Genomic DNA, 18,901 nt, shown 5'->3' with positions numbered 1-18,901 from the left:
AAGGCTGCTCCATACTCGACGTCATCCTCGGGCTTGACCCGAGGATCCATCGCGCGTCAGGTTGTGGACCCTCGGGTCACCCGAAGATGACCAAGGAGAGGTCGGACACCTGTTTCGGCAGCCTGCCAGGTTACGGGGAGCTTTTACCATTTACGAAAAACCGCCAACGTGAAATCCCTGTCTCTCATTCTTGTCCTGTTGCTAGCCCTGGTGCTCGCCATCACCAGCCTGTTCGTCGGCGTGAGCAACGTTTCGCTCGCAACGCTTTTCGCACCCGACACGAGTGCAGACGCGCTGCGTGTGCTGCTCGTCAGCCGTATTCCGCGCACGCTAGCGCTGATCCTTGCGGGAAGCTCGATGGCGATTGCCGGCCTCATCATGCAGATGCTGGTGCGAAACCGCTTCGTGGAACCTTCCACGGCAGGCACGACGGAATCCGCCGGCCTCGGCCTGCTCGCCGTCACCCTTTTGGCACCGGATACACCGATCTTCGGCAAGATGCTGGTGGCAGCAGCTTTTGCCCTCGCCGGCACCGCGCTGTTCCTGCGCATCCTGCGGCAGGTGCCGCTGCGCGACGTGCTGCTGGTGCCGCTGATCGGCATCATGCTTGACGGCGTCATTTCCGCCGTCACCACCTTCTTCGCCTATCGCTTCGATCTGCTGCAATCGCTCGGGGCATGGATGACGGGGGATTTTTCCGGCGTACTGCGCGGCCGTTATGAGTTGCTGTGGATCGGTTTTCTCTTCGCCATCGCCGCCTATCTCGCCGCCGACCGCTTCACCGTGGCGGGCATGGGCCGGGACTTCACCACCAATCTCGGCCTCAACTATCGCCGGGTAATGGCGCTCGGCCTCACCATCGTTTCGCTGGTCAGCGCTGTCGTGGTGGTGACGGTGGGCATGATCCCCTTCCTGGGCCTCATCGTGCCGAATGTCGTGAGCCTGATGATCGGCGACAATATGCGCCGCTCGGTGCCATGGGTGGCGACGCTCGGCGCGGTCTTTGTGCTCTCCTGCGACATCATCGGCCGGACGGTGCGCGCGCCTTACGAAATACCCATTGGAACCGTGGTCGGCGTCATCGGCAGCGCGCTGTTCCTCTATCTCCTGCTGCGGAAACGCAACCATGCGTGAGAGAAATCCTGACAGGCGCGCAAAAATCGTTCTGCTTGTGCTTGCCGCACTGGCGCTCATTTCCATGATCGCCTTCATGACGCTCGGCGCCAGGGGAAGCTGGAGTTTCGTGCTGCCGTTTCGCGGCATCAAGCTCCTGTCGCTTTTGCTGGTGGCCTACGCCATCGCCGTTTCCACCGTACTGTTCCAGACGGTCACCAACAACCGTATCCTCACCCCTTCCGTCATGGGTTTCGATTCACTCTACGTGCTGATGCAGACCGGGCTGATTTTCGTCTTCGGTTCGGCAACAGTCGTGATGATCGATCCTCAACTGAAATTTCTGGTGGAAACCGGGCTGCTCGTCGCCTTTTCCGCCCTGCTCTATCGCTGGCTTTTTGTCGGAGCGGAACGCAGCCTGCATCTTCTCGTCCTGGTCGGTATCGTCTTCGGCGTGTTTTTCCGCAGCCTCTCGGGCTTCATGCAGCGGGTCCTCGATCCGAACGAATACACGGTGCTGCAGGATGTGCTTTTCGCCAGTTTCAATTCCATCGATCCGACGCTGCTCACTGTTTCCGCCATCATCATCGGCGTGGTGACCATTATCGGGCTGCGCCTGATGCACACGCTCGACGTGCTCTCGCTCGGCCGCGCGACGGCCATCAGCCTCGGGGTCGAATACAAGCACACCGTGACCGTCATCCTCGTGCTGGTCTCCGTACTTGTCGCCGTCTCCACTGCACTCGTCGGCCCGGTCATGTTCTTCGGCCTGCTGGTCGCGGCCCTCGCCCATTATCTCACCGGCAACGGCAAACACGCCTATGTGCTGCCGGCGGCGATCCTCATCGCCGTGATCTGTCTCGTCGGCGGTCAGGTGGTGCTGGAGCGGGTTTTCGCCTTCGATACGGCGCTCTCCATCATCATCGAATTTCTGGGCGGCATCGTCTTTATCGGTCTCATTCTGAAACGAGGTGCGCGATGATCATCGCCAGTCAGATCAGCAAATCCTATGGTGACAGCGTCGTCATCGACGGCGTCTCGGTTTCCATCCCGGCAGGCGGCGTCACCTCCATCATCGGGCCGAACGGCGCGGGTAAATCCACGCTCCTGTCCATCGTCGCAAGGCTGATGTCCATGGATACGGGAACCGTCACGGTCGACGGGCTGGATGTCACGAAAACCCCCTCCGATACGCTGGCGAAGCGGCTCTCCATCCTGCGGCAGGACAATCACATCTCCTCGCGCCTGACCGTGCGCGACCTTGTCGGCTTCGGCCGCTACCCCTACTCCAAGGGCCGCCCCACCATCGAGGACAAGGCCCATATCGACCGGGCGCTTGAATATCTGCACCTTGAAAATCTGGCCGACCGGTTTCTGGACGAACTGTCCGGCGGTCAGCGCCAGCGCGCCTTCGTGGCCATGGTGCTTTGCCAGGATACGGATTATGTGCTGCTTGACGAGCCGCTCAACAACCTGGACATGAAACACGCCTCCAGCATGATGAAAATCATGCGCAAGGCGGCTGACGAGCTGAAGAAGACCGTGGTTCTGGTTCTGCACGACATCAACTTCGCCTCCTGGTATTCCGACACCATCATCGCCATGCGCGAGGGCCGCATCTGTCATCAGGGTCCTGCGGAAGAGATCATCCGTCCCGATATTCTCAAGGAAATTTATGACATGCCGATCAGCGTCAGTGAGATAGACGGCCGGCGCATCTGCCTGTTTTACGAATGACATGATGATTGTGCAGGATTTTTGCTGTCCCGTCGCCTAACATGGAACAGGGCCACAGGCCCGGACGTTAATCGACGGACTTTTCCAAAGCGGCATTCCGTCCGCAACTTCAGGAGACATCGATGAAGACGCACAAGACGAAGAACGACCTGCCTTCAAACGCCAAGTCGACCGTTATCGGCATTCTAAACGAATCGCTGGCTTCGGTGATCGACCTTGCGCTCATCACCAAACAGGCGCACTGGAACCTGAAAGGCCCGCAATTCATCGCCGTGCATGAACTTCTCGATACGTTCCGCACCCAGCTCGACAATCATGGCGACACGATTGCCGAACGTGTGGTCCAGCTTGGCGGCACGGCGCTCGGCAGCCTGCAATCGGTCTCCTCGACAACCAAGCTCAAGGCCTATCCGACCGACATCTACAAGATCCATGACCATCTGGACGCCCTGATCGAACGTTATGGCGATGTGGCCAACATGATCCGCAAAGCCATCGACGATTCCGATGAAGCGGGCGACCCCACGACGGCCGACATCTTCACCGCCGCCTCGCGCGATCTCGACAAGGCGCTCTGGTTCCTCGAAGCGCATGTGCAGGAAAAGAGCTGAGCGGAAATCCGCCCACTTCAAAAACAAAGCGCCCGGATATCCGGGCGCTTTTTTTCTTCTCAGGCATCAGTGCCGCCGCAAAACGGCAAGCCCGATGTCCCGCAACATCTCATGGTCGAGAATGCCGCGCTGGGCGCTGCGGATAAGAACCGCCGCGCACTCGTTGGCAACGTGGCTGCTGCGATCTTGAAGGCACTCGAAACATACGCCATCGAAAATATTCTGCAGATCGGTGATCTGCTCCGGCGACAATTGTGCGCCAACCCGTTCAAAAGCTGCATACGACAAGGCTCATCCTCCTGATGATATGCCAAGTATCGTTTCTTTTTTTCGTGGACAGGAAATTTGTACACCCGAACGAATCACTTGTCGAATCAGATTTTAACCAAATGTAAATAGATTATTTCCTGGCACCGCATCTGGGCGCTCCATTGTGAGACGGCAATAAAAACCAGATGAAACAATATCTTCGCTCAAATATCCATGGCGTCCGAGCCCGCCGCTTCCCGGAAGGGCAGATAAACTCGCAGGCAGGCGGATTTCCACCGAAACCGCAAAAGAAACTGTTGCATTCCAAAAACGATTGAGCGATATAGCACCCGTCGCCGCTTCGGCGGCCCACGGTTCAGCATACTACCCCGGACCGGTGGATTTGAGCGGGTGTAGCTCAGGGGTAGAGCACAACCTTGCCAAGGTTGGGGTCGAGGGTTCAAATCCCTTCGCCCGCTCCAAATTTCCAGAACAGGCCGATAAATCTCTGGCATGCCCGATGCGAGGCGCATCGCCATACGCGAAAATTTCTCGCGCAAAGAAACCGGGAAGAGAGTTCTCTCCCCGGCCCTCATCGTCAGGCGGCCTCGTCCCAGACGGGCGCAAGCCCTTCCGGCGAAACGATGCGGCCATCCGGTCTGGCAAGCGCACGGATTGCCGCCATTTCATCTGCCGAAAGCTCGAAGTCGAAGATGGCGAGATTTTCCTCGACCCGGGCCTCACTCACCGTTTTCGACAGGGCGACGACGCCCTGCTGCTGCACGAGCCAGCGCAGAACCACCTGTGCTACCGACTTGCCACGGCCCGCGGCAATCTCCTTCAGCACCGGATCGTCAAACACTTTACCATCGGCCATGCCGTAATAACCCGTCACCAACATGCCCGCAGCTTTGGCGGCGGCGATAACCACATCCTGATCGATGTAGGGGTGGTATTCGATCTGGTTGGTCACGATCGGGGCATTGGACAGCTTCACCGCTTCGGCCATCAGCGCCGTGCTGAAGTTGGAAACGCCGATATGGCGCACCTTGCCGGCCTGCCTCACCGCGTTCAGCGCGCCGATCTGCTCGGCAAGCGAAACCGCCTCGTTCGGCCAGTGCAGCAGCAGCAGGTCCACATGGTCGGTCTTCAGCTTTTTCAGGCTATCATCGACAGAGGCGAGGAAGGCATCGTGCCTGTAGTTCTCGACCCAGACCTTGGTGGTGAGAAACACTTCGCCGCGCGCAACGCCCGAAGCAGCAATGGCTTCACCGACCTCAGCTTCATTGCCATAGATCTGGGCGGTATCGATATGGCGGAACCCTGCCTTCAGCGCATGGGGAACGATACGCAGCACATCGGGGCCGGGAATGCGAAACGTGCCGAAACCAAGCGCCGGGATTGACGCGCCGTTTGCAGTGACATCAAACATATATTTTCTCCTTTGAGGTGGCCCGGCCGACTTGGGAGCGGTCGGGTATTTCATGAAAAACTCAGGCAGTTTTCAGTGTCAGCGCGGCGCGGCGGTCGAGCGCGCTGCTCCAGATGGTCAGAAGCAGGGCAACCGCGACGAGGATGGCGCCAACCCAGGGTGTGGCACCCAGGCCGAACGGTGATTCCACCACCAGACCGCCGAGCCACGCGCCGATGGCGATGCCGAGATTGAAGGCGGCGATGTTGAGCGCCGACGCGACATCGACGGCGCCGGAACGATGCTCCTTGGCAAGCTGCACCACATAAAGCTGCAGGCCGGGAACATTGGCGAAGGAGAGGAAACCAAGCGCGGCAAGCGTGATGAGCGTCAGCACCGGCGAAACCGCGGTGAAGGAAAAGACGAGCAGCACGATGGCCTGCGCCAGGAAGAGGCCAATCAGCGCCCTGGCCGGATTATGGTTGGCGATCCGGCCGCCACCGATGTTGCCGGCCGCGATGGCGATACCGTAAAGCACGAGGATAAGGCTGACGCTCTTTTCCGAAAATCCGGTCACATCCTGCAGGATTGGCGCAAGGAAGGTGAAGGCGACGAAGGTGCCGCCGTAACCAAGCGCGGTCATGGCGAAGACGATGAGCAGGCGGCCGGAGCCGAGAACACGGACCTGATCGAGCAAGCTTGCCGGCGGCGCCTTCTTGAGTGTGTTCGGGAGAAGCGCTGCAATGCCGAGGAAGGCAATGACACCAAGGGCAGCAACGGCCCAGAAGGTGGCGCGCCAGCCGAAGACCTGGCCGATATAGGTGCCGAGCGGAACACCGGTGACGATGGCGACCGTAAGGCCCATGAACATCATGGCAATGGCCGAGGCGCGACGGTTTTCCGGCACGAGATCGGCCGCGATGGTGGAGCCGACCGAGAAAAAGACGCCATGGGCGAAGGCGGCAATGACGCGGGCGACCAGCAGCATCTCATAATTGGGTGAAAGTGCTGCGAGACTGTTACCGACGATGAACAGGGCCATCAGGCCGAGCAGCAGCGGCTTCCTCTCTATCTTGCCGGTCAATGCGGTCAGGATCGGCGCACCAAAGGTCACACCCAGTGCATAGACACTGACGATGAGACCGGCGAGCGGCAGGGTGATATGGAGATCGTTTGCGACGGTCGGCAGCAGACCGACAATGACGAACTCCGTTGTTCCGATCGCATAGGCCGCGATCGTCAAGGCAAATATGGCCAATGGCATGACGAATACCTCTTCGCCCGCAGCTGGATCGCGGGCCTTCTGGACAGCGTGGGGCTGCCCTGTTGGATCAAATTGTATGAGCGCAATATGGGCAAAGGAGACTTGCATGATAATCGGCAAAGCCGGATAAATACCTTTGAATTGATTTCATAGGTGATGCGCGATGGATAACAGGGCCGGAGAGATGGAAGTCTTCGTGGCGGCGGCGGAACTCGGCAGCTTTTCAGCCGCCGGGCGCAGGCTGAAGCTTTCGCCCTCGGCCGTCAGCAAACTTGTCACACGTATCGAAGACCGTCTCGGCACCAGGTTGGTGGCCCGCTCTACCCGGCTCGTAACGCTTACGCCGGAGGGCGAGGTCTATCTGGCGCGGGCCCGACGCATTCTCGCCGACATAGCCGAGACCGAGCAGATCGTGGCGAGCGGCGGCAAGGTGGTGCCGCGCGGGCTGCTACGGGTCAACGCGACGCTGGGCTTCGGCGAACGTTATCTCTTGCCGCTTGCACCGGAATTCCTGTCGCTTTATCCGGAAATCGAGCTGGATATTTCGCTGACTGACGGTGTCATCAGCCTGATCGAGGAACGCACGGACATTGCCATACGCTCCGGCGCCATGGGCGATTCATCGCTGAAGGCAAGAAAGCTGAAGGAAGTACGCCGCGTTATCGTCGCCTCCCCCACCTATATCGAACAATACGGCATGCCGGAAACGCCGCAGGATCTGGCGCGGCACAATTGCCTGAGCTTCAATTTCAGTCGCAGTCTCAATGAATGGCCGTTCCGCGACCCCGGTTCTGCCGATGTCTATCGCCTGCCAGTCACGGGCAATGCCTCCGTCAACAGCGGCATGGCGATGCGCAGGCTTTGCCTCGCGGGCTTGGGGATGGGGCGCATGGGTGAATTTCACGTTAAGCCCGATATCGCGGCAGGACTGCTCGTGCCAGTGCTGGAAGATTATAATGCCGAGGACATGGAGGTGATCCACGCCGTCTACGCCGGCCACGAGCATCTCGCCGCCCGGGTGCGCGCCTTCATCGACTTTGTTGCCGCAAGGGTCGGGCGGGACTGATCGTTTACATCAGCCCATGGACCAGCTTTGCCAGCCAGTCGACAAAAACGCGGACCTTGTTCGTCACATGTCGGGTCTGCGGATAGACAACATAGATCGGCATCGCCTCCCGTCGCCATTCGGAAAGCACCGGCACCAGCTCTCCGCGCGAAAGGGCGTCGCGCACCATGAAGATCGGCAGCTGCACGATGCCCATGCCGGCGAGCGCCGCATTCAAGTAGGTGCGGCTGTCATTGACGGAAACGACGTAGTTGGGCGTCAACTCGACGCTGCGTATGCCATTGTCGAAGGAGGCCGGCATGATCTGCCCGGTGGTGGCATTGAGGTAACCCACCGACAGATGATCCTTCTCCAGGTCCTCCGGTTCTCGGGGCATGCCAAAATTTTCGATATAGGACGGCGACGCAAATGTTTCGAACCGGAGTTCGCCTACTTTTCGGGCAATCAGCGACTGATCGCGCAACACACCGACACGCAGTGCACAGTCGACATTTTCCGCGATATAATCGACCAGACGGTCGCCGACACCGAGATCGAGACGGATTTGCGGATAGCGCTGGTAAAATTCGCAAAGATGTGGGATAACCACAAGGTCCGCAAAGACACCGGCCATTTCCACGCGCAACCGGCCGGATGGCTGCACCTGCGCGCTGGACATGCTGCCGTCAAGTTCTTCTATTTCCGATAAAATCTGCGATGCACGCTCATAATAGAGAGCGCCGTCCGTTGTCAGCATCACTCGCCGCGTCGTGCGGTTGAGAAGCGTGGTCTGCAAATGCGCCTCGAGCGCCTGGACCATATTGGTGACCGTGGTTTTCGGCATGTTCAGCGCTGTCGCGGCGCGGCTGAAATTGCCGGTTTCCACGACACGCGTAAAAACCCGCATGGCGGAGAGCTGATCCATGATGAGATTATCCGTCTTTTTGGAATAGTGTTTTCATTTTGGCATACTTGATCGTTTTTCTCCGAACAATAATATGAATTTCAGATTTTGCAAATGTGATGCACTGCTCAAGGTGGTGCAACGGGACCGGATCAGATGAACGCGCACTGGGAGAATATCAAAAGCTGTGGGGGCTTCGCGTCCCAGCTTTCCGTGCGCCGATATGAAGGTTCGAGCCTGTGCAGCCAACCGCCCGTCGTACTTTATCTGCGCGGCGGTTCGTTTCTGGAACCCGGCCTGGAGCCGGGCGGCAATTGCCCGGAACTTCCGGTCGCGCGCGCGCTTGCAGAAAGCGGCGCGGTGGTCGTGGAGGCCGATTACAGCAGGCCGTCCGGCAACGAGTTTCCGATGGTTATCGACTGCGCTTACGAAGCGCTCGATCGCCTGAGCCGGGATCGCAAGCATTATGGCGGCGCGAAATCGCTGCTGTTCGTGGCCGGCGAAGAGGCAGGCGGCAATGTGGCGGCGGGGCTTGCCTTGAAGGCCCGTGACCGCATGCCGGGCAAACTTGCCGGTCAGATACTTCTGTCGCCCATGATCGATCCGATGATGACGACGGAATCCTTCCGCGACGCGGACAGGATCGGCATGCGCCAGCGCTGGGCGGATGGCTGGAGCCATTACCTTGCCAAGGCGTGCGGGTTTTTTCACCCCTATGCCGCACCCTGCCAGTGCACGCGGCTGAACCGGGTGGCGCCGGCGCTGATCTTTACCGCCGAGGACGACCCTCTGCGCGACGAAACGGTCAATTACGGAGACCGCCTCATCGCCTCAGGCGTTAGCGTTAGGCAGCATGTTTTCCCCGCCGGCGTCGGCTGGACGGGGCTTTATCAAGGAGAGGGCGGCGGATGGGTCTCATCCGTCTGTTCGGAGTTCAAGACTTTCGTTGACCAGTTAAACCACTGAAATTTCGCATTTTGAGCATGTCCAGTAAAAGTGCGTAGCGGTTTTACGTCCGGATCATGCGACGAAGTAAAATAGATGAACGACCTGCTCCCGATCGGGGGCGAAGGAGATACCCATGACGCTGAACACAAAGCGCCGGGCCCTGACGGGCGCCGGTATCGGGCTTGCCATGTCCGTTGCAGCAGCAGCACTGTTTTTCGACCTCCCCACCAGTCGCGATGCAACGGCCGCTTCCACGCCTGCTGAAACACCAGCGATCCCTGTCACCGTTGCCAAGGTTGAAAGCCGCGACGTGATGCGCTGGGAGGAATTTTCCGGCCGTCTGGAAGCCGTTGACCGGGTGCAGATCCGCTCCCGCGTCGCCGGCCAGATCAAGGCTGTGCATTTTCGCGAAGGCGCGCTGGTGAAGGAAGGCGATCCCCTCTTCACCATCGATCCGGCCCCCTATCAGGCCGCCGTTGCCGGCGCTGAAGGACAGGTTGCGTCCGCCGAAGCCAAGGTCAGCCTTGCGAAAACGGAACTCGACCGTGGCCGCCGGCTTTCCGACAACCGCACCATCTCGCAGAGCGATCTCGACCAGCGCCAGAGCTCGTTTGCGGATGCCGAAGCCCAGCTTCGCGCCGCCCGCGCAGCACTCACCACGGCGCAACTCGATCTCGGTTACACCGAAATCCGCGCACCTGTTTCAGGCCGCGTCGGCCGCATCGAAATCACCGCCGGCAACCTCGTCGCCGCCGGTTCCACCTCGCCGGCACTGACGACCCTCGTGTCGGTCAACCCGATCTATGCGAGCTTCAACGCCAGCGAAGGCGTGGTGGCCAAGGCTCTTGCCGAGCTGCCGAAGACCGATGGCGCCCTGCCGGCTCTCGAACAGATCCCGGTGGAAATCGGCACGCTTTCGGATGAAGGCACGCCGATCAAGGGTACGCTGCACCTGATCGACAATCAGGTGGATTCGGCAAGCGGCACCATCGGTGTGCGCGCCGTCTTCGACAATCCCGATGGCAGGTTGATCCCCGGCCAGTTCGTGCGGGTGCGCATGGGCGAACCGAAGCCGGAAAACCGCATCGTCATCAGCGATCGCGCCATTGGCACGGATCAGGACAAGCGCTTCGTCTTCGTGGTCGATGCCGAAAACAAGGTGAGCTACCGCCAGATCAAGCCGGGCGCGCCGGCCGATGGCCAGCGCATCATCGAAAGCGGCCTTGCTGCCGGTGATACGATCGTCGTCAATGGCCTGCAGCGCATCCGTCCCGGCGCAACCATCGCACCTCAGGCGGAAGATAAGGTTGCTGCCTCGCAGTAATCCACCTCTTTGATCAGTAAGCGTCCCGCGCTTTCGCGAGACGCGCATTCAGACAGAACCGGCCTTCACCGGCGGCAGAATTGCCGCCGGAGCGGCCTTCGCATTCCAAAATATACCCGGAGAGGGACTGGATATGAATATTTCCAGATTTTTCGTCGACCGGCCGGTATTCGCCGGCGTCTTGTCGATCCTGATTGTGGTGGCAGGCCTTCTTGGCATGCGCGCCTTGCCGATTTCGGAATATCCCGAAGTCGTTCCGCCATCCGTCGTCGTGCGCGCCACCTATCCCGGTGCGAACCCGACCGTTATCGCTGAAACCGTCGCGACACCGCTCGAAGAACAGATCAACGGTGTCGAAGACATGCTGTACATGGGCAGCCAGGCGACGTCGGACGGCGTGCTGACGCTCACCGTCACCTTCAAGCTCGGCACTGATCCTGATAAGGCCCAGCAGCTTGTGCAGAACCGCGTCTCGCAGGCCGAACCGCGCCTGCCGGCGGAAGTGCGCGCGCTCGGCATCACCACGGTCAAGAGCTCGCCCGACTTCATCATGGTCGTCAACCTTGTCTCCAAGACCGACGCCTATGACATCACCTATCTGCGCAATTATGCGACGCTGAACGTCAAGGACCGTCTCGCCCGCATCGAAGGCGTGGGTCAGGTGCAGGTCTTCGGCGCGGGTGACTATTCCATGCGCGTCTGGCTCGATCCGCAGAAGGTGGCCGAGCATGATCTCGCCGCCAGCGACGTCTCCGACGCCATCCGCCAGCAGAACGTGCAGGCCGCGGCCGGCGTCATCGGCGCTTCACCAAGCCCGAACGGTGTCGACCTGCAGCTCAACGTCAATGCCCAGGGCCGTCTGACGACGCCGGAAGAATTCGGCAACATCATCGTCAAGAGCGGCGCAAACGGCGAAATCACCCGCCTGCGCGATGTCGCGCGCATCGAACTCGGAGCAGCCGATTACACGCTGCGTTCTCTGCTCGATGGTGAGCCGGCGGTGGCCGTCGCCGTCCTCCAGGCGCCCGGCTCCAACGCCATCGAAATCGCCGACAATGTCCGCGCCACCATGGATAATCTGCAATTGGCGATGCCCGATGGCGTGAAATACGAGATCGTCTACGATACGACGAAATTCGTGCGCTCCTCCATCGAGAAGGTTGTCGATACACTCCTCGAGGCCGTTGGCCTCGTGGTGCTTGTCGTCATCCTCTTCCTGCAGACGTGGCGCGCCTCGATCATTCCGCTGATCGCCGTTCCGGTCTCGATCATCGGCACCTTCGCCGTCATGTACGCCTTCGGCTTCTCCATCAACGCGTTGACGCTGTTCGGCCTTGTGCTCGCCATCGGCATCGTGGTGGATGACGCGATCGTGGTCGTCGAAAACGTCGAGCGAAATATCGAAAACGGGCTCTCACCGCGTGACGCCACCTATAAGGCGATGCGCGAAGTCTCCGGCCCGATCATCGCCATTGCGCTGGTACTGGTCGCCGTCTTCGTGCCGCTCGCCTTCATCTCCGGCCTGTCCGGCCAGTTCTACCGGCAGTTCGCGCTGACGATTGCCATCTCCACCGTCATTTCGGCCATCAACTCGCTGACGCTGTCACCCGCACTTGCAGCCCTGCTGCTGAAGGAACATGGCGCACCGAAAGACTGGCTCACCCGCTTCATGGACAAGATCCTCGGCTGGTTCTTCCGCGGCTTCAACCGTGCCTTCGGCGCGGCCTCGAACGGCTACGGCAAGACCGTGGGTGGGCTGGTGACGCGCAAGAGCCTTGTCATGATGGTCTATATGGCGCTGGTGGCCGCCACCTACGGCATGTTCACCACCGTCCCGAGCGGCTTCGTGCCGGCGCAGGACAAGCAGTACCTCATCGGTTTCGCGCAGCTTCCTGATGGCGCAACGCTCGACCGTACCGAAAGCGTTATCAAGCGGATGAGCGAGATCGCCATGGAAACGCCCGGTGTCAGCCACGCCATCGCCTTCCCCGGCCTGTCGATCAACGGCTTCACCATCGGCTCCAATTCCGGGATCGTTTTTGCGGTTCTCGACGACTTCGAAAAGCGCAAGACACCGGAACTGTCAGGTGGCGCCATCGCCATGCAGCTGAACCAGAAATATGCCGGCATTCAGGATGCCTTCATCGCCATGTTCCCGCCGCCGCCGGTCAACGGTCTCGGCCAGACAGGCGGCTTCAAGCTGCAGATCGAAGACCGCGCCGGTTACGGCTACCAGACGCTGGACGAAGCGGCGAAGGCCGTCATCGCCAAGGCATATCAGACGCCGGAGCTGGCAGGCATTTTCTCCAGCTACCAGATCAACGTGCCGCAGCTCTTCGCCGATCTCGACCGCGCCAAGGCGGAACAGCTGGGCGTCTCCGTCAGCGACGTCTTCCAGACGCTGCAGATCTATCTCGGCTCGCTCTATGTCAATGACTTCAACGCCTTCGGTCGCACATACAGCGTCCGTGTGCAGGCGGATTCACAGTTCCGCGCCCACGCCGAAGATATTGGCCGCCTGAAGGTTCGCTCGGCAACGGGTCAGATGATCCCGCTGTCGACGCTCCTGAAGGTGAATGCGACGACCGGACCGGAGCGCACCAACCGTTATAACGGCTTCCTTGCGGCCGATATCAACGGCGGACCGGCACCGGGCTTCTCCTCGGGTCAGGCACAGGCCGCGATCGAAAAGATCCTTGCCGAAACCCTGCCCGCGGGCGTCGATTACGAATGGACGGATCTGACCTATCAGCAGATTCTCGCCGGCAATTCCAGCATCGTGGTTTTCCCGCTGGCGCTGCTGCTCGTCTATCTCGTGCTCGCTGCGCAATATGAAAGCCTGACCCTGCCGATCGCGATCATCCTGATCGTCCCGCTCGGCGTGCTCGCAGCCCTCACGGGCGTCTGGCTGACGGGAGGGGATAACAACATCTTTACGCAGATCGGCCTTGTCGTCCTTGTCGGTCTCTCAGCGAAAAACGCGATCCTGATCGTGGAATTCGCCCGGGAACTGGAATTCGAGGGACGAACGCCGCTTCAGGCGGCCATCGAGGCAAGCCGGCTTCGCCTGCGCCCGATCCTGATGACCTCGCTCGCCTTCATCATGGGCGTGGTGCCGCTGGTCGTCTCGACAGGTGCCGGTGCGGAAATGCGCGCCGCCATGGGTGTCGCGGTCTTCTCCGGCATGATCGGCGTGACGTTCTTCGGCATCTTCATGACTCCGGTCTTCTATGTGCTGGTGCGCAAGCTGGCGGGCAACCGTCCGCTCATCCAGCACAAGCAGGAAGAACCGGCCAATTCGGACTACAAGTTCGAAAAGGCCGGCTGAGACCGACACCTATCCACCGCAACCTTCGACGCAAGCCCGCCGCGCATCCCGAGATGCGCGGCGTTTCATATGGAAAGATGTGTATGCGCCTCTTCTGAAATTGAATCAGTTTCAAGTGCTTAACGGTAATACAGGCCGCGTTCCGGCCGCACCACAATTGGCAAAAGTCAATATAGATGTTGGTGACTGCGCGCAGAGGAAGAAACAATGATATTTTATGCTTTGTATTTTGTGTTATTTTCCAAGAACAGGGTGATTCGGACTAAATGATTTAGTTCAGGGGCGACATGATGGAGCAGGATTACGAGAACTGGGCGACGACTGTTGCCTATTCGATAGTGATGCATGAGGGTCTTGATCTCGCGCTTTCCGCGCAAAATCTCGATAGAGGCAAGACCAGAAACAATCGTGAGCGGTTGATGGAAGCCATTCGCACATCCTTGCTGGAAGCGCGCTCACGCAGCCACGTGACAGCGGCGCAACGGGTTTAAGCCGGCCTCCTGAGATTGTTGCGGCAGCTTTCCTGGGCACGCCGCTGCAAGATCAGGCCGGAAGCAGGTCGGTCCGCACCGCGGCTTTCAGCGGCAGATGATCCGAAGCGATACGCGCCAGTGCGCTGTCATGCGCTTCGACCTGCTCGATCAGCCCTTCACGATTGGCGATGATCCGGTCCAGAGCCAGCACCGGCAGGTTGGACGGAAAACTGGGTACGGCTGGCGGCAGAGCGCCGAAAGCATCGCGAAACGTATTGAGTGATGAACCATTGCCGAGGCGCCATTCATTCAGGTCTCCCATGAGAATGGTCGGGCATTCATCCCTCGCTTCAAGAAGGCCGATCAGAGCCTTCGCCTGCTGGGCGCGGGAATGCCGCAGCAGCCCGAAGTGAGCGGCAATGACCCGCAGGGTGCCGCCGCGCTTCAGATCCAGTTCAACAACGAGCGCGCCACGCGGCTCAAGCCCAGGCAGCTTCAGGGTATGAACCTCCTTGACCGCGCCCTCCTTGAACAGGACGACATTGCCATGCCACCCATGCGCCTTCACCCCGACCTGCACAGGCACGGGGACAAGGCCGCTTTCCCTTTCCAGCCGGGCGAGATCGAGCAGCCCGGTGCGTTCGCCGAAGCGGCTGTCGGCCTCTTGCAGCGCAATGATATCCGCCCCGATTTCCTGAATCACGCGACTGGTGCGATCAGGATCGAACTTGCGGTCCCGGCCCACGCATTTATGCACGTTGTAGGAGGCGATAACGGGAAAATCATGCGCCTTTTCCGCAGGCTTGGCATTCTGCCGCTGACGGTGATTGCGCAGCGAGTCCATCACAAAGGCCGGCAGGCTGGTATTCCGCGCCAGTACCGCTTTTTCGTTTTCCAGCACGCCGTCTTTTTTCACACGTCATCTCCGCTCAAAGATAGGGCGAGGCCAGCCACAGTACCCGTTCCACAAAACGAACAACGAACGGACGCGCTTTCAGTTCGCTCAGTCTCACAGGTATTGCGGCGTCGCGCGCCGTCGAGATCGTCTGCGTGATGGCCTGTCCGAACGCTTCGTCCATAACCTCCAGATCGATCTCGAAATTCAGACGCAAAGAGCGGGGATCGAGATTGGACGAACCGATGTAGCTCCACCGTCCGTCGATCACCAGCATCTTCGAATGATTGAACGCTCCCGTCGCCCTCCATATCCGGCAATAGTTGCGCAACATCTGATCGAACTGCGCCGTCATCGCCCTGTCGACAAGCACCAGATTATTGCTTTTCGGCACGACGATATCAACGACGACGCCGCGTCGCGCCGCCGTAATCAGCGCCGAAATAAGCTCCCGATCCGGGAGAAAATAGGGCGACATGATGAGAATCGACGACCTTGCGATGGAAAAAGCGCCGGTCAGCATCTTGTGATTGGTCTCGATGCTTTTGTCCGGCCCGGAGGAGCAAACGCGGGCAACGATCTGCGAGCCCGGCACGCCTTCGGGAATGGCGATATCCCAGACCGGCGTGTCCAGAAGTTCCTTTGTCGTGAAACGCCAGTCTTCCGCCGCAATGGAGAAAAAATCCGCTACCACCGGTCCGCTGATCTTGAAATGTGTGTCGTGCGATTGTCTTCCCTGGCCGAATTCCTCGGTAAAGCCCTCGCGTATGTTCATGCCGCCACTAAAGGCGACACGCCCGTCCACCACGAGAATCTTGCGGTGGGTGCGCAGATTGGCGTAGGGCAGCCGCAGCCCCATGATGACGTTGCCGTTGAAGACGTTGGCGACGATGCCCCTCTCCCGCAGCGTCGGCAGGATGCTCGGAACCGAATAACGCGCGCCCACGGCATCGATGAGCACCCTCACCTCCACGCCGCGCTGTTTTGCCCGCTGGAGGGCGGAAACGAAGCGGGCGCCGATCCGGTCATTATCGAAAATATATGTTTCGAGGATGATCGACCGTTTCGCCTGCTCGATCGCTTCCAGCATCGCCGCATAGGCGGCGTCACCCGTGGCGATGGGCTCGATGCTGTTGCCAGTCGTCAGTGCATGGCGGGTCACCCGGTCACCCAGTACCTTCATCGCCGCGAAACGGCGGCCGAACCGCTCGGCCACCAGCTCACCGCCAGCGTCGAAACGGGCCACGCGGTCCATGATCTCGTCCTGCATGAAGGACCGCTGCTGGGTAATGTTGGACCGGCGGATGCGGTTGATGCCGGCAATGGCATAGATGACCGCACCGACGATGGGCGACAGCACGATGACGCCGACCCAGCCCAGTGCCGAGCGAACTTCTTCCTTCGTCATGGTGGCGTGCACGGCCGCCACGGTTCCCATCAAAACGGAGAGAACGGCAAGAATATGCGGCCAATAGGCGATGATGAGAGCGAGCATGAATACAACTATAGGGCATCAGGCGGAAAAGTGTAACGCGGTTTTCCGAAAGCCGCCGCCTTAACGAGAAATCGGTGCAGCGATCCCGCAACGAGAGGCGTTCCCTGACGGCGGCAAAACGACCGCCATGCTTTTGCGGGACAGACCCTTGCGGGATTAACGGTGGAAACTGGTCTTGCGATATGTCATGAGAGCGCATCTTGATCTTTGGGCGGGGGCAGCATTGGTGGGCTTTCTGCCGCGTTTGAACGCAAGAAGGCCGTGATGCAGGACAATACCCAAGGCGCCGTCATCGTCATTTCCAGCCATGTCATGCGGGGCTCCGTTGGCAACCGCGCGGCAGTCTTCGCGCTGGAGACACTCGGTTTTCCGGTTTGGGCAGTGCCCACCATCGTCATGCCCTGGCATCCCGGCCACGGACCATCCACCCGCATGCGCTTTCAGGACGAAGACTTCGACAAGGCGATGACCGACCTCGAAAACGCCAATTGGATCGGCGAGGTCAAGGCGGTTCTGACCGGTTATTTCGGCAGCGCCTCGCAGGTGCGTGCCGTCGCAAGGCTGATCCGAAATCTCAAGGAAAAGAACCCGGCGCTGATTTACGCCTGCGATCCTGTCATGGGTGATCTGGGCGGGCTTTATATTCCCCTTGAGACCGCCGAAGCCATCCGCGATCACCTCATTCCGCTTGCCACGGTCGCCACGCCCAACCGATATGAACTCGCCTGGATGAGCGGCGCCGCGCTTGAGACCAACAGCGCCATCATGGATGCAGCGCTTTCCCTCGGCCCGCCAAAAATGCTTGTCACCTCGGCGGTGCCGATGATGACGGGCGGCACCGGCAACCTTTACCTCAGCGGCCGCCACGCGCTGCTCGCCGAACATCGCGCCATTGAAAATGCGCCTAACGGCCTCGGCGACCTGATGTCGGCGCTGTTTCTTGCCCGCCTGCTGGAAGGTCTGGATGACGAAAAGGCGCTGCAGCTCGCAACCGCCAGCGTGTTCGAAATTCTGGCCCGCACAAAAAAACGCGACATGAACGAACTGACGCTGGAGACGGATTCTTCAAGCCTCTCCACACCCATGGCCATGGTGCAGATGCGTCATCTCTTGCATCCTTCGCGCAGCAAGCGCAAATAGCGGCTAGAGCATTTCCGTGAAACGTGGCCCTTGGTCTTCGTCCGGAAATGCGACAAGCAAGGAGTTGGAGCGGTTTCACGGCTCGAAGAAAAGCGAAAATGCTCCAAAGGATTGGTCTTCAACGCACCGAGTTCTTCCCTTGATCTCGGTCCAACCACAACGGTACTGCGATAGATGAAAGATTTTCCGGAAAACCTTCTCAACGGCTATAAGAACTTCATGAGCGGTCGTTATGCCGACGAGCGCGAAAGATACCGCGTTCTGGCCGATACCGGACAGAAACCGCAGACCCTGTTCATTGCCTGTTGTGACTCCCGCTCCGCGCCGGAAACCATTTTCGACTGCGGCCCGGGAGAGCTTTTTGTCGTCCGCAATGTTGCCAACATGGTGCCGCCCTTCGAGCCGGACGGGCAATATCACGCCACCTCGGCGGCCATCGAATATGCGGTTCAGGTGCTGAAGGTGAAGGATATCGTCGTCATGGGCCACGGTCGCTGCGGCGGCATTCAGGCGGCGCTCGATCCCAATCTGGAGCCGCTGTCGCCCGGTGATTTCATTGGCAAATGGATGAACATGGTCAAGTCGGCCGCCTCGCAAATCCAGAGCAACGACGTCATGACCGCCTCTGAGCGGCAGACGGCGCTGGAACGCGTTTCCATCCGCAACTCCATCGCCAATCTGCGCGGCTTCCCCTTCGTCAAGGCACAGGAAACCGCCGGCAAGGTGAAGCTGCACGGCGCATGGTTCGATATTTCGACCGGCGAATTGTGGGTGATGGACGGCAAGACCGGCGACTTCCGCCGCCCGGATCTGTGATTGGCAGGTAATAGCTACCGGCCAAACTCAACGCTCGTCACCCCGGACTAGATCCGGGGTCCAGCGCGATCAAGTCCTTGATCGCCAAAGACTCTTTCACGGCGCGGACGCGCCGTGACTGGATGCCGGATCAAGTCCGGCATGACGG

General features: G+C 59.8%; 17 protein-coding genes and 1 tRNA gene. 12 read left to right on the top strand and 6 right to left on the bottom strand.

The features are described from left to right. Positions 1-168: 168 nt before the first annotated feature. From WA845_RS05395 to dps, 4 genes are all read left to right on the top strand, one after another. Positions 169-1,134, top strand: a complete 966-nt coding sequence (locus WA845_RS05395) for an iron chelate uptake ABC transporter family permease subunit (protein ID WP_112557322.1) — start codon at positions 169-171, stop codon at positions 1,132-1,134. After that, a complete protein-coding gene (locus tag WA845_RS05390; RefSeq protein ID WP_112557324.1) occupies positions 1,127-2,095 on the top strand; it encodes an iron chelate uptake ABC transporter family permease subunit in 969 nt (322 codons plus the stop codon). The genes WA845_RS05395 and WA845_RS05390 overlap by 8 nt, the downstream gene beginning before the upstream one ends. Further along, positions 2,092-2,850 (top strand): iron ABC transporter ATP-binding protein, encoded by a 759-nt coding sequence (locus tag WA845_RS05385; protein ID WP_006700416.1) that lies wholly within the window; start codon positions 2,092-2,094, stop codon positions 2,848-2,850. The genes WA845_RS05390 and WA845_RS05385 overlap by 4 nt, the downstream gene beginning before the upstream one ends. A gap of 122 nt (positions 2,851-2,972) precedes the next feature. Next, positions 2,973-3,461, top strand: coding sequence for a DNA starvation/stationary phase protection protein Dps (gene dps / locus WA845_RS05380; protein WP_004443462.1), 489 nt, complete (start codon positions 2,973-2,975; stop codon positions 3,459-3,461). 66 nt (positions 3,462-3,527) lie between these two features. Here the strand turns inward: dps and WA845_RS05375 are convergent, their stop codons facing one another. Beyond that, positions 3,528-3,749: a hypothetical protein gene (locus WA845_RS05375; protein WP_004443464.1), complete on the bottom strand. Its 222-nt coding sequence runs from the start codon at positions 3,747-3,749 to the stop codon at positions 3,528-3,530. Positions 3,750-4,117: 368 nt separating this feature from the next. Here WA845_RS05375 and WA845_RS05370 point away from each other — a divergent pair. Then, positions 4,118-4,192: transfer RNA gene (locus WA845_RS05370), tRNA-Gly, on the top strand. A 116-nt stretch (positions 4,193-4,308) separates the two neighbouring features. Here WA845_RS05370 and WA845_RS05365 read toward each other — a convergent pair. Then, complete coding sequence (locus WA845_RS05365) at positions 4,309-5,142, bottom strand: aldo/keto reductase (protein WP_112556971.1); 834 nt, start codon at positions 5,140-5,142, stop codon at positions 4,309-4,311. 61 nt (positions 5,143-5,203) lie between these two features. Next, positions 5,204-6,385: an MFS transporter gene (locus WA845_RS05360; protein WP_337322220.1), complete on the bottom strand. Its 1,182-nt coding sequence runs from the start codon at positions 6,383-6,385 to the stop codon at positions 5,204-5,206. 163 nt (positions 6,386-6,548) lie between these two features. Between WA845_RS05360 and WA845_RS05355 the strand changes: the two genes are divergently transcribed. After that, positions 6,549-7,451, top strand: coding sequence for a LysR family transcriptional regulator (locus WA845_RS05355; RefSeq protein ID WP_035210461.1), 903 nt, complete (start codon positions 6,549-6,551; stop codon positions 7,449-7,451). A gap of 4 nt (positions 7,452-7,455) precedes the next feature. Here the strand turns inward: WA845_RS05355 and WA845_RS05350 are convergent, their stop codons facing one another. Beyond that, positions 7,456-8,355, bottom strand: a complete 900-nt coding sequence (locus WA845_RS05350; protein ID WP_035210462.1) for a LysR family transcriptional regulator — start codon at positions 8,353-8,355, stop codon at positions 7,456-7,458. 135 nt (positions 8,356-8,490) lie between these two features. On the opposite strand from WA845_RS05350, the gene WA845_RS05345 reads away from it, so the two are divergent. The 4 genes from WA845_RS05345 (at position 8,491) to WA845_RS05330 (ending at position 14,425) form a co-directional block, all read left to right on the top strand. Beyond that, complete coding sequence (locus WA845_RS05345; protein WP_004443469.1) at positions 8,491-9,300, top strand: alpha/beta hydrolase fold domain-containing protein; 810 nt, start codon at positions 8,491-8,493, stop codon at positions 9,298-9,300. A gap of 115 nt (positions 9,301-9,415) precedes the next feature. Then, positions 9,416-10,606: an efflux RND transporter periplasmic adaptor subunit gene (locus WA845_RS05340; RefSeq protein WP_004443470.1), complete on the top strand. Its 1,191-nt coding sequence runs from the start codon at positions 9,416-9,418 to the stop codon at positions 10,604-10,606. A gap of 133 nt (positions 10,607-10,739) precedes the next feature. Beyond that, positions 10,740-13,934 (top strand): multidrug efflux RND transporter permease subunit, encoded by a 3,195-nt coding sequence (locus WA845_RS05335; protein ID WP_112556967.1) that lies wholly within the window; start codon positions 10,740-10,742, stop codon positions 13,932-13,934. Positions 13,935-14,221: 287 nt separating this feature from the next. Beyond that, positions 14,222-14,425, top strand: a complete 204-nt coding sequence (locus tag WA845_RS05330; RefSeq protein WP_004443472.1) for a hypothetical protein — start codon at positions 14,222-14,224, stop codon at positions 14,423-14,425. Positions 14,426-14,477: 52 nt separating this feature from the next. Here WA845_RS05330 and WA845_RS05325 read toward each other — a convergent pair whose 3' ends face one another. Then, the gene (locus WA845_RS05325) at positions 14,478-15,323 is read right to left on the bottom strand and encodes an endonuclease/exonuclease/phosphatase family protein (RefSeq protein WP_004443473.1); all 846 of its coding nucleotides are present in this window, start codon (positions 15,321-15,323) and stop codon (positions 14,478-14,480) included. A 13-nt stretch (positions 15,324-15,336) separates the two neighbouring features. Next, positions 15,337-16,797 (bottom strand): phospholipase D-like domain-containing protein, encoded by a 1,461-nt coding sequence (locus WA845_RS05320; protein ID WP_004443474.1) that lies wholly within the window; start codon positions 16,795-16,797, stop codon positions 15,337-15,339. Between the two features lie 264 nt (positions 16,798-17,061). Here WA845_RS05320 and pdxY point away from each other — a divergent pair, with 264 nt between their 5' ends. Together pdxY and WA845_RS05310 are read left to right on the top strand one after the other, a co-directional pair. Next, positions 17,062-17,937, top strand: a complete 876-nt coding sequence (pdxY, locus tag WA845_RS05315) for a pyridoxal kinase PdxY (protein ID WP_112556975.1) — start codon at positions 17,062-17,064, stop codon at positions 17,935-17,937. 174 nt (positions 17,938-18,111) lie between these two features. Beyond that, the gene (locus tag WA845_RS05310) at positions 18,112-18,753 is read left to right on the top strand and encodes a carbonic anhydrase (RefSeq protein ID WP_004443476.1); all 642 of its coding nucleotides are present in this window, start codon (positions 18,112-18,114) and stop codon (positions 18,751-18,753) included. Positions 18,754-18,901: the final 148 nt, after the last annotated feature.

This window comes from Agrobacterium sp. CMT1, assembly GCF_037203725.1.
GTDB lineage: Bacteria > Pseudomonadota > Alphaproteobacteria > Rhizobiales > Rhizobiaceae > Agrobacterium > Agrobacterium pusense.
This window is presented reverse-complemented; position numbering and strand designations above follow the sequence as displayed.

Bases quoted from the DNA above. Each gene is read 5' to 3' on its own strand.
- pdxY (WP_112556975.1), top strand. From the start codon at position 17,062: ATGCAGGACAATACCCAAGGCGCCGTCATCGTCATTTCCAGCCATGTC.
- WA845_RS05345 (WP_004443469.1), top strand. From the start codon at position 8,491: ATGAACGCGCACTGGGAGAATATCAAAAGCTGTGGGGGCTTCGCGTCC.
- WA845_RS05350 (WP_035210462.1), bottom strand. From the start codon at position 8,355: ATGGATCAGCTCTCCGCCATGCGGGTTTTTACGCGTGTCGTGGAAACC.
- WA845_RS05355 (WP_035210461.1), top strand. From the start codon at position 6,549: ATGGATAACAGGGCCGGAGAGATGGAAGTCTTCGTGGCGGCGGCGGAA.
- WA845_RS05335 (WP_112556967.1), top strand. From the start codon at position 10,740: ATGAATATTTCCAGATTTTTCGTCGACCGGCCGGTATTCGCCGGCGTC.
- WA845_RS05340 (WP_004443470.1), top strand. From the start codon at position 9,416: ATGACGCTGAACACAAAGCGCCGGGCCCTGACGGGCGCCGGTATCGGG.
- WA845_RS05390 (WP_112557324.1), top strand. From the start codon at position 1,127: ATGCGTGAGAGAAATCCTGACAGGCGCGCAAAAATCGTTCTGCTTGTG.
- WA845_RS05320 (WP_004443474.1), bottom strand. From the start codon at position 16,797: ATGCTCGCTCTCATCATCGCCTATTGGCCGCATATTCTTGCCGTTCTC.
- WA845_RS05365 (WP_112556971.1), bottom strand. From the start codon at position 5,142: ATGTTTGATGTCACTGCAAACGGCGCGTCAATCCCGGCGCTTGGTTTC.
- dps (WP_004443462.1), top strand. From the start codon at position 2,973: ATGAAGACGCACAAGACGAAGAACGACCTGCCTTCAAACGCCAAGTCG.
- WA845_RS05310 (WP_004443476.1), top strand. From the start codon at position 18,112: ATGAAAGATTTTCCGGAAAACCTTCTCAACGGCTATAAGAACTTCATG.
- WA845_RS05385 (WP_006700416.1), top strand. From the start codon at position 2,092: ATGATCATCGCCAGTCAGATCAGCAAATCCTATGGTGACAGCGTCGTC.
- WA845_RS05360 (WP_337322220.1), bottom strand. From the start codon at position 6,385: ATGCCATTGGCCATATTTGCCTTGACGATCGCGGCCTATGCGATCGGA.
- WA845_RS05330 (WP_004443472.1), top strand. From the start codon at position 14,222: ATGATGGAGCAGGATTACGAGAACTGGGCGACGACTGTTGCCTATTCG.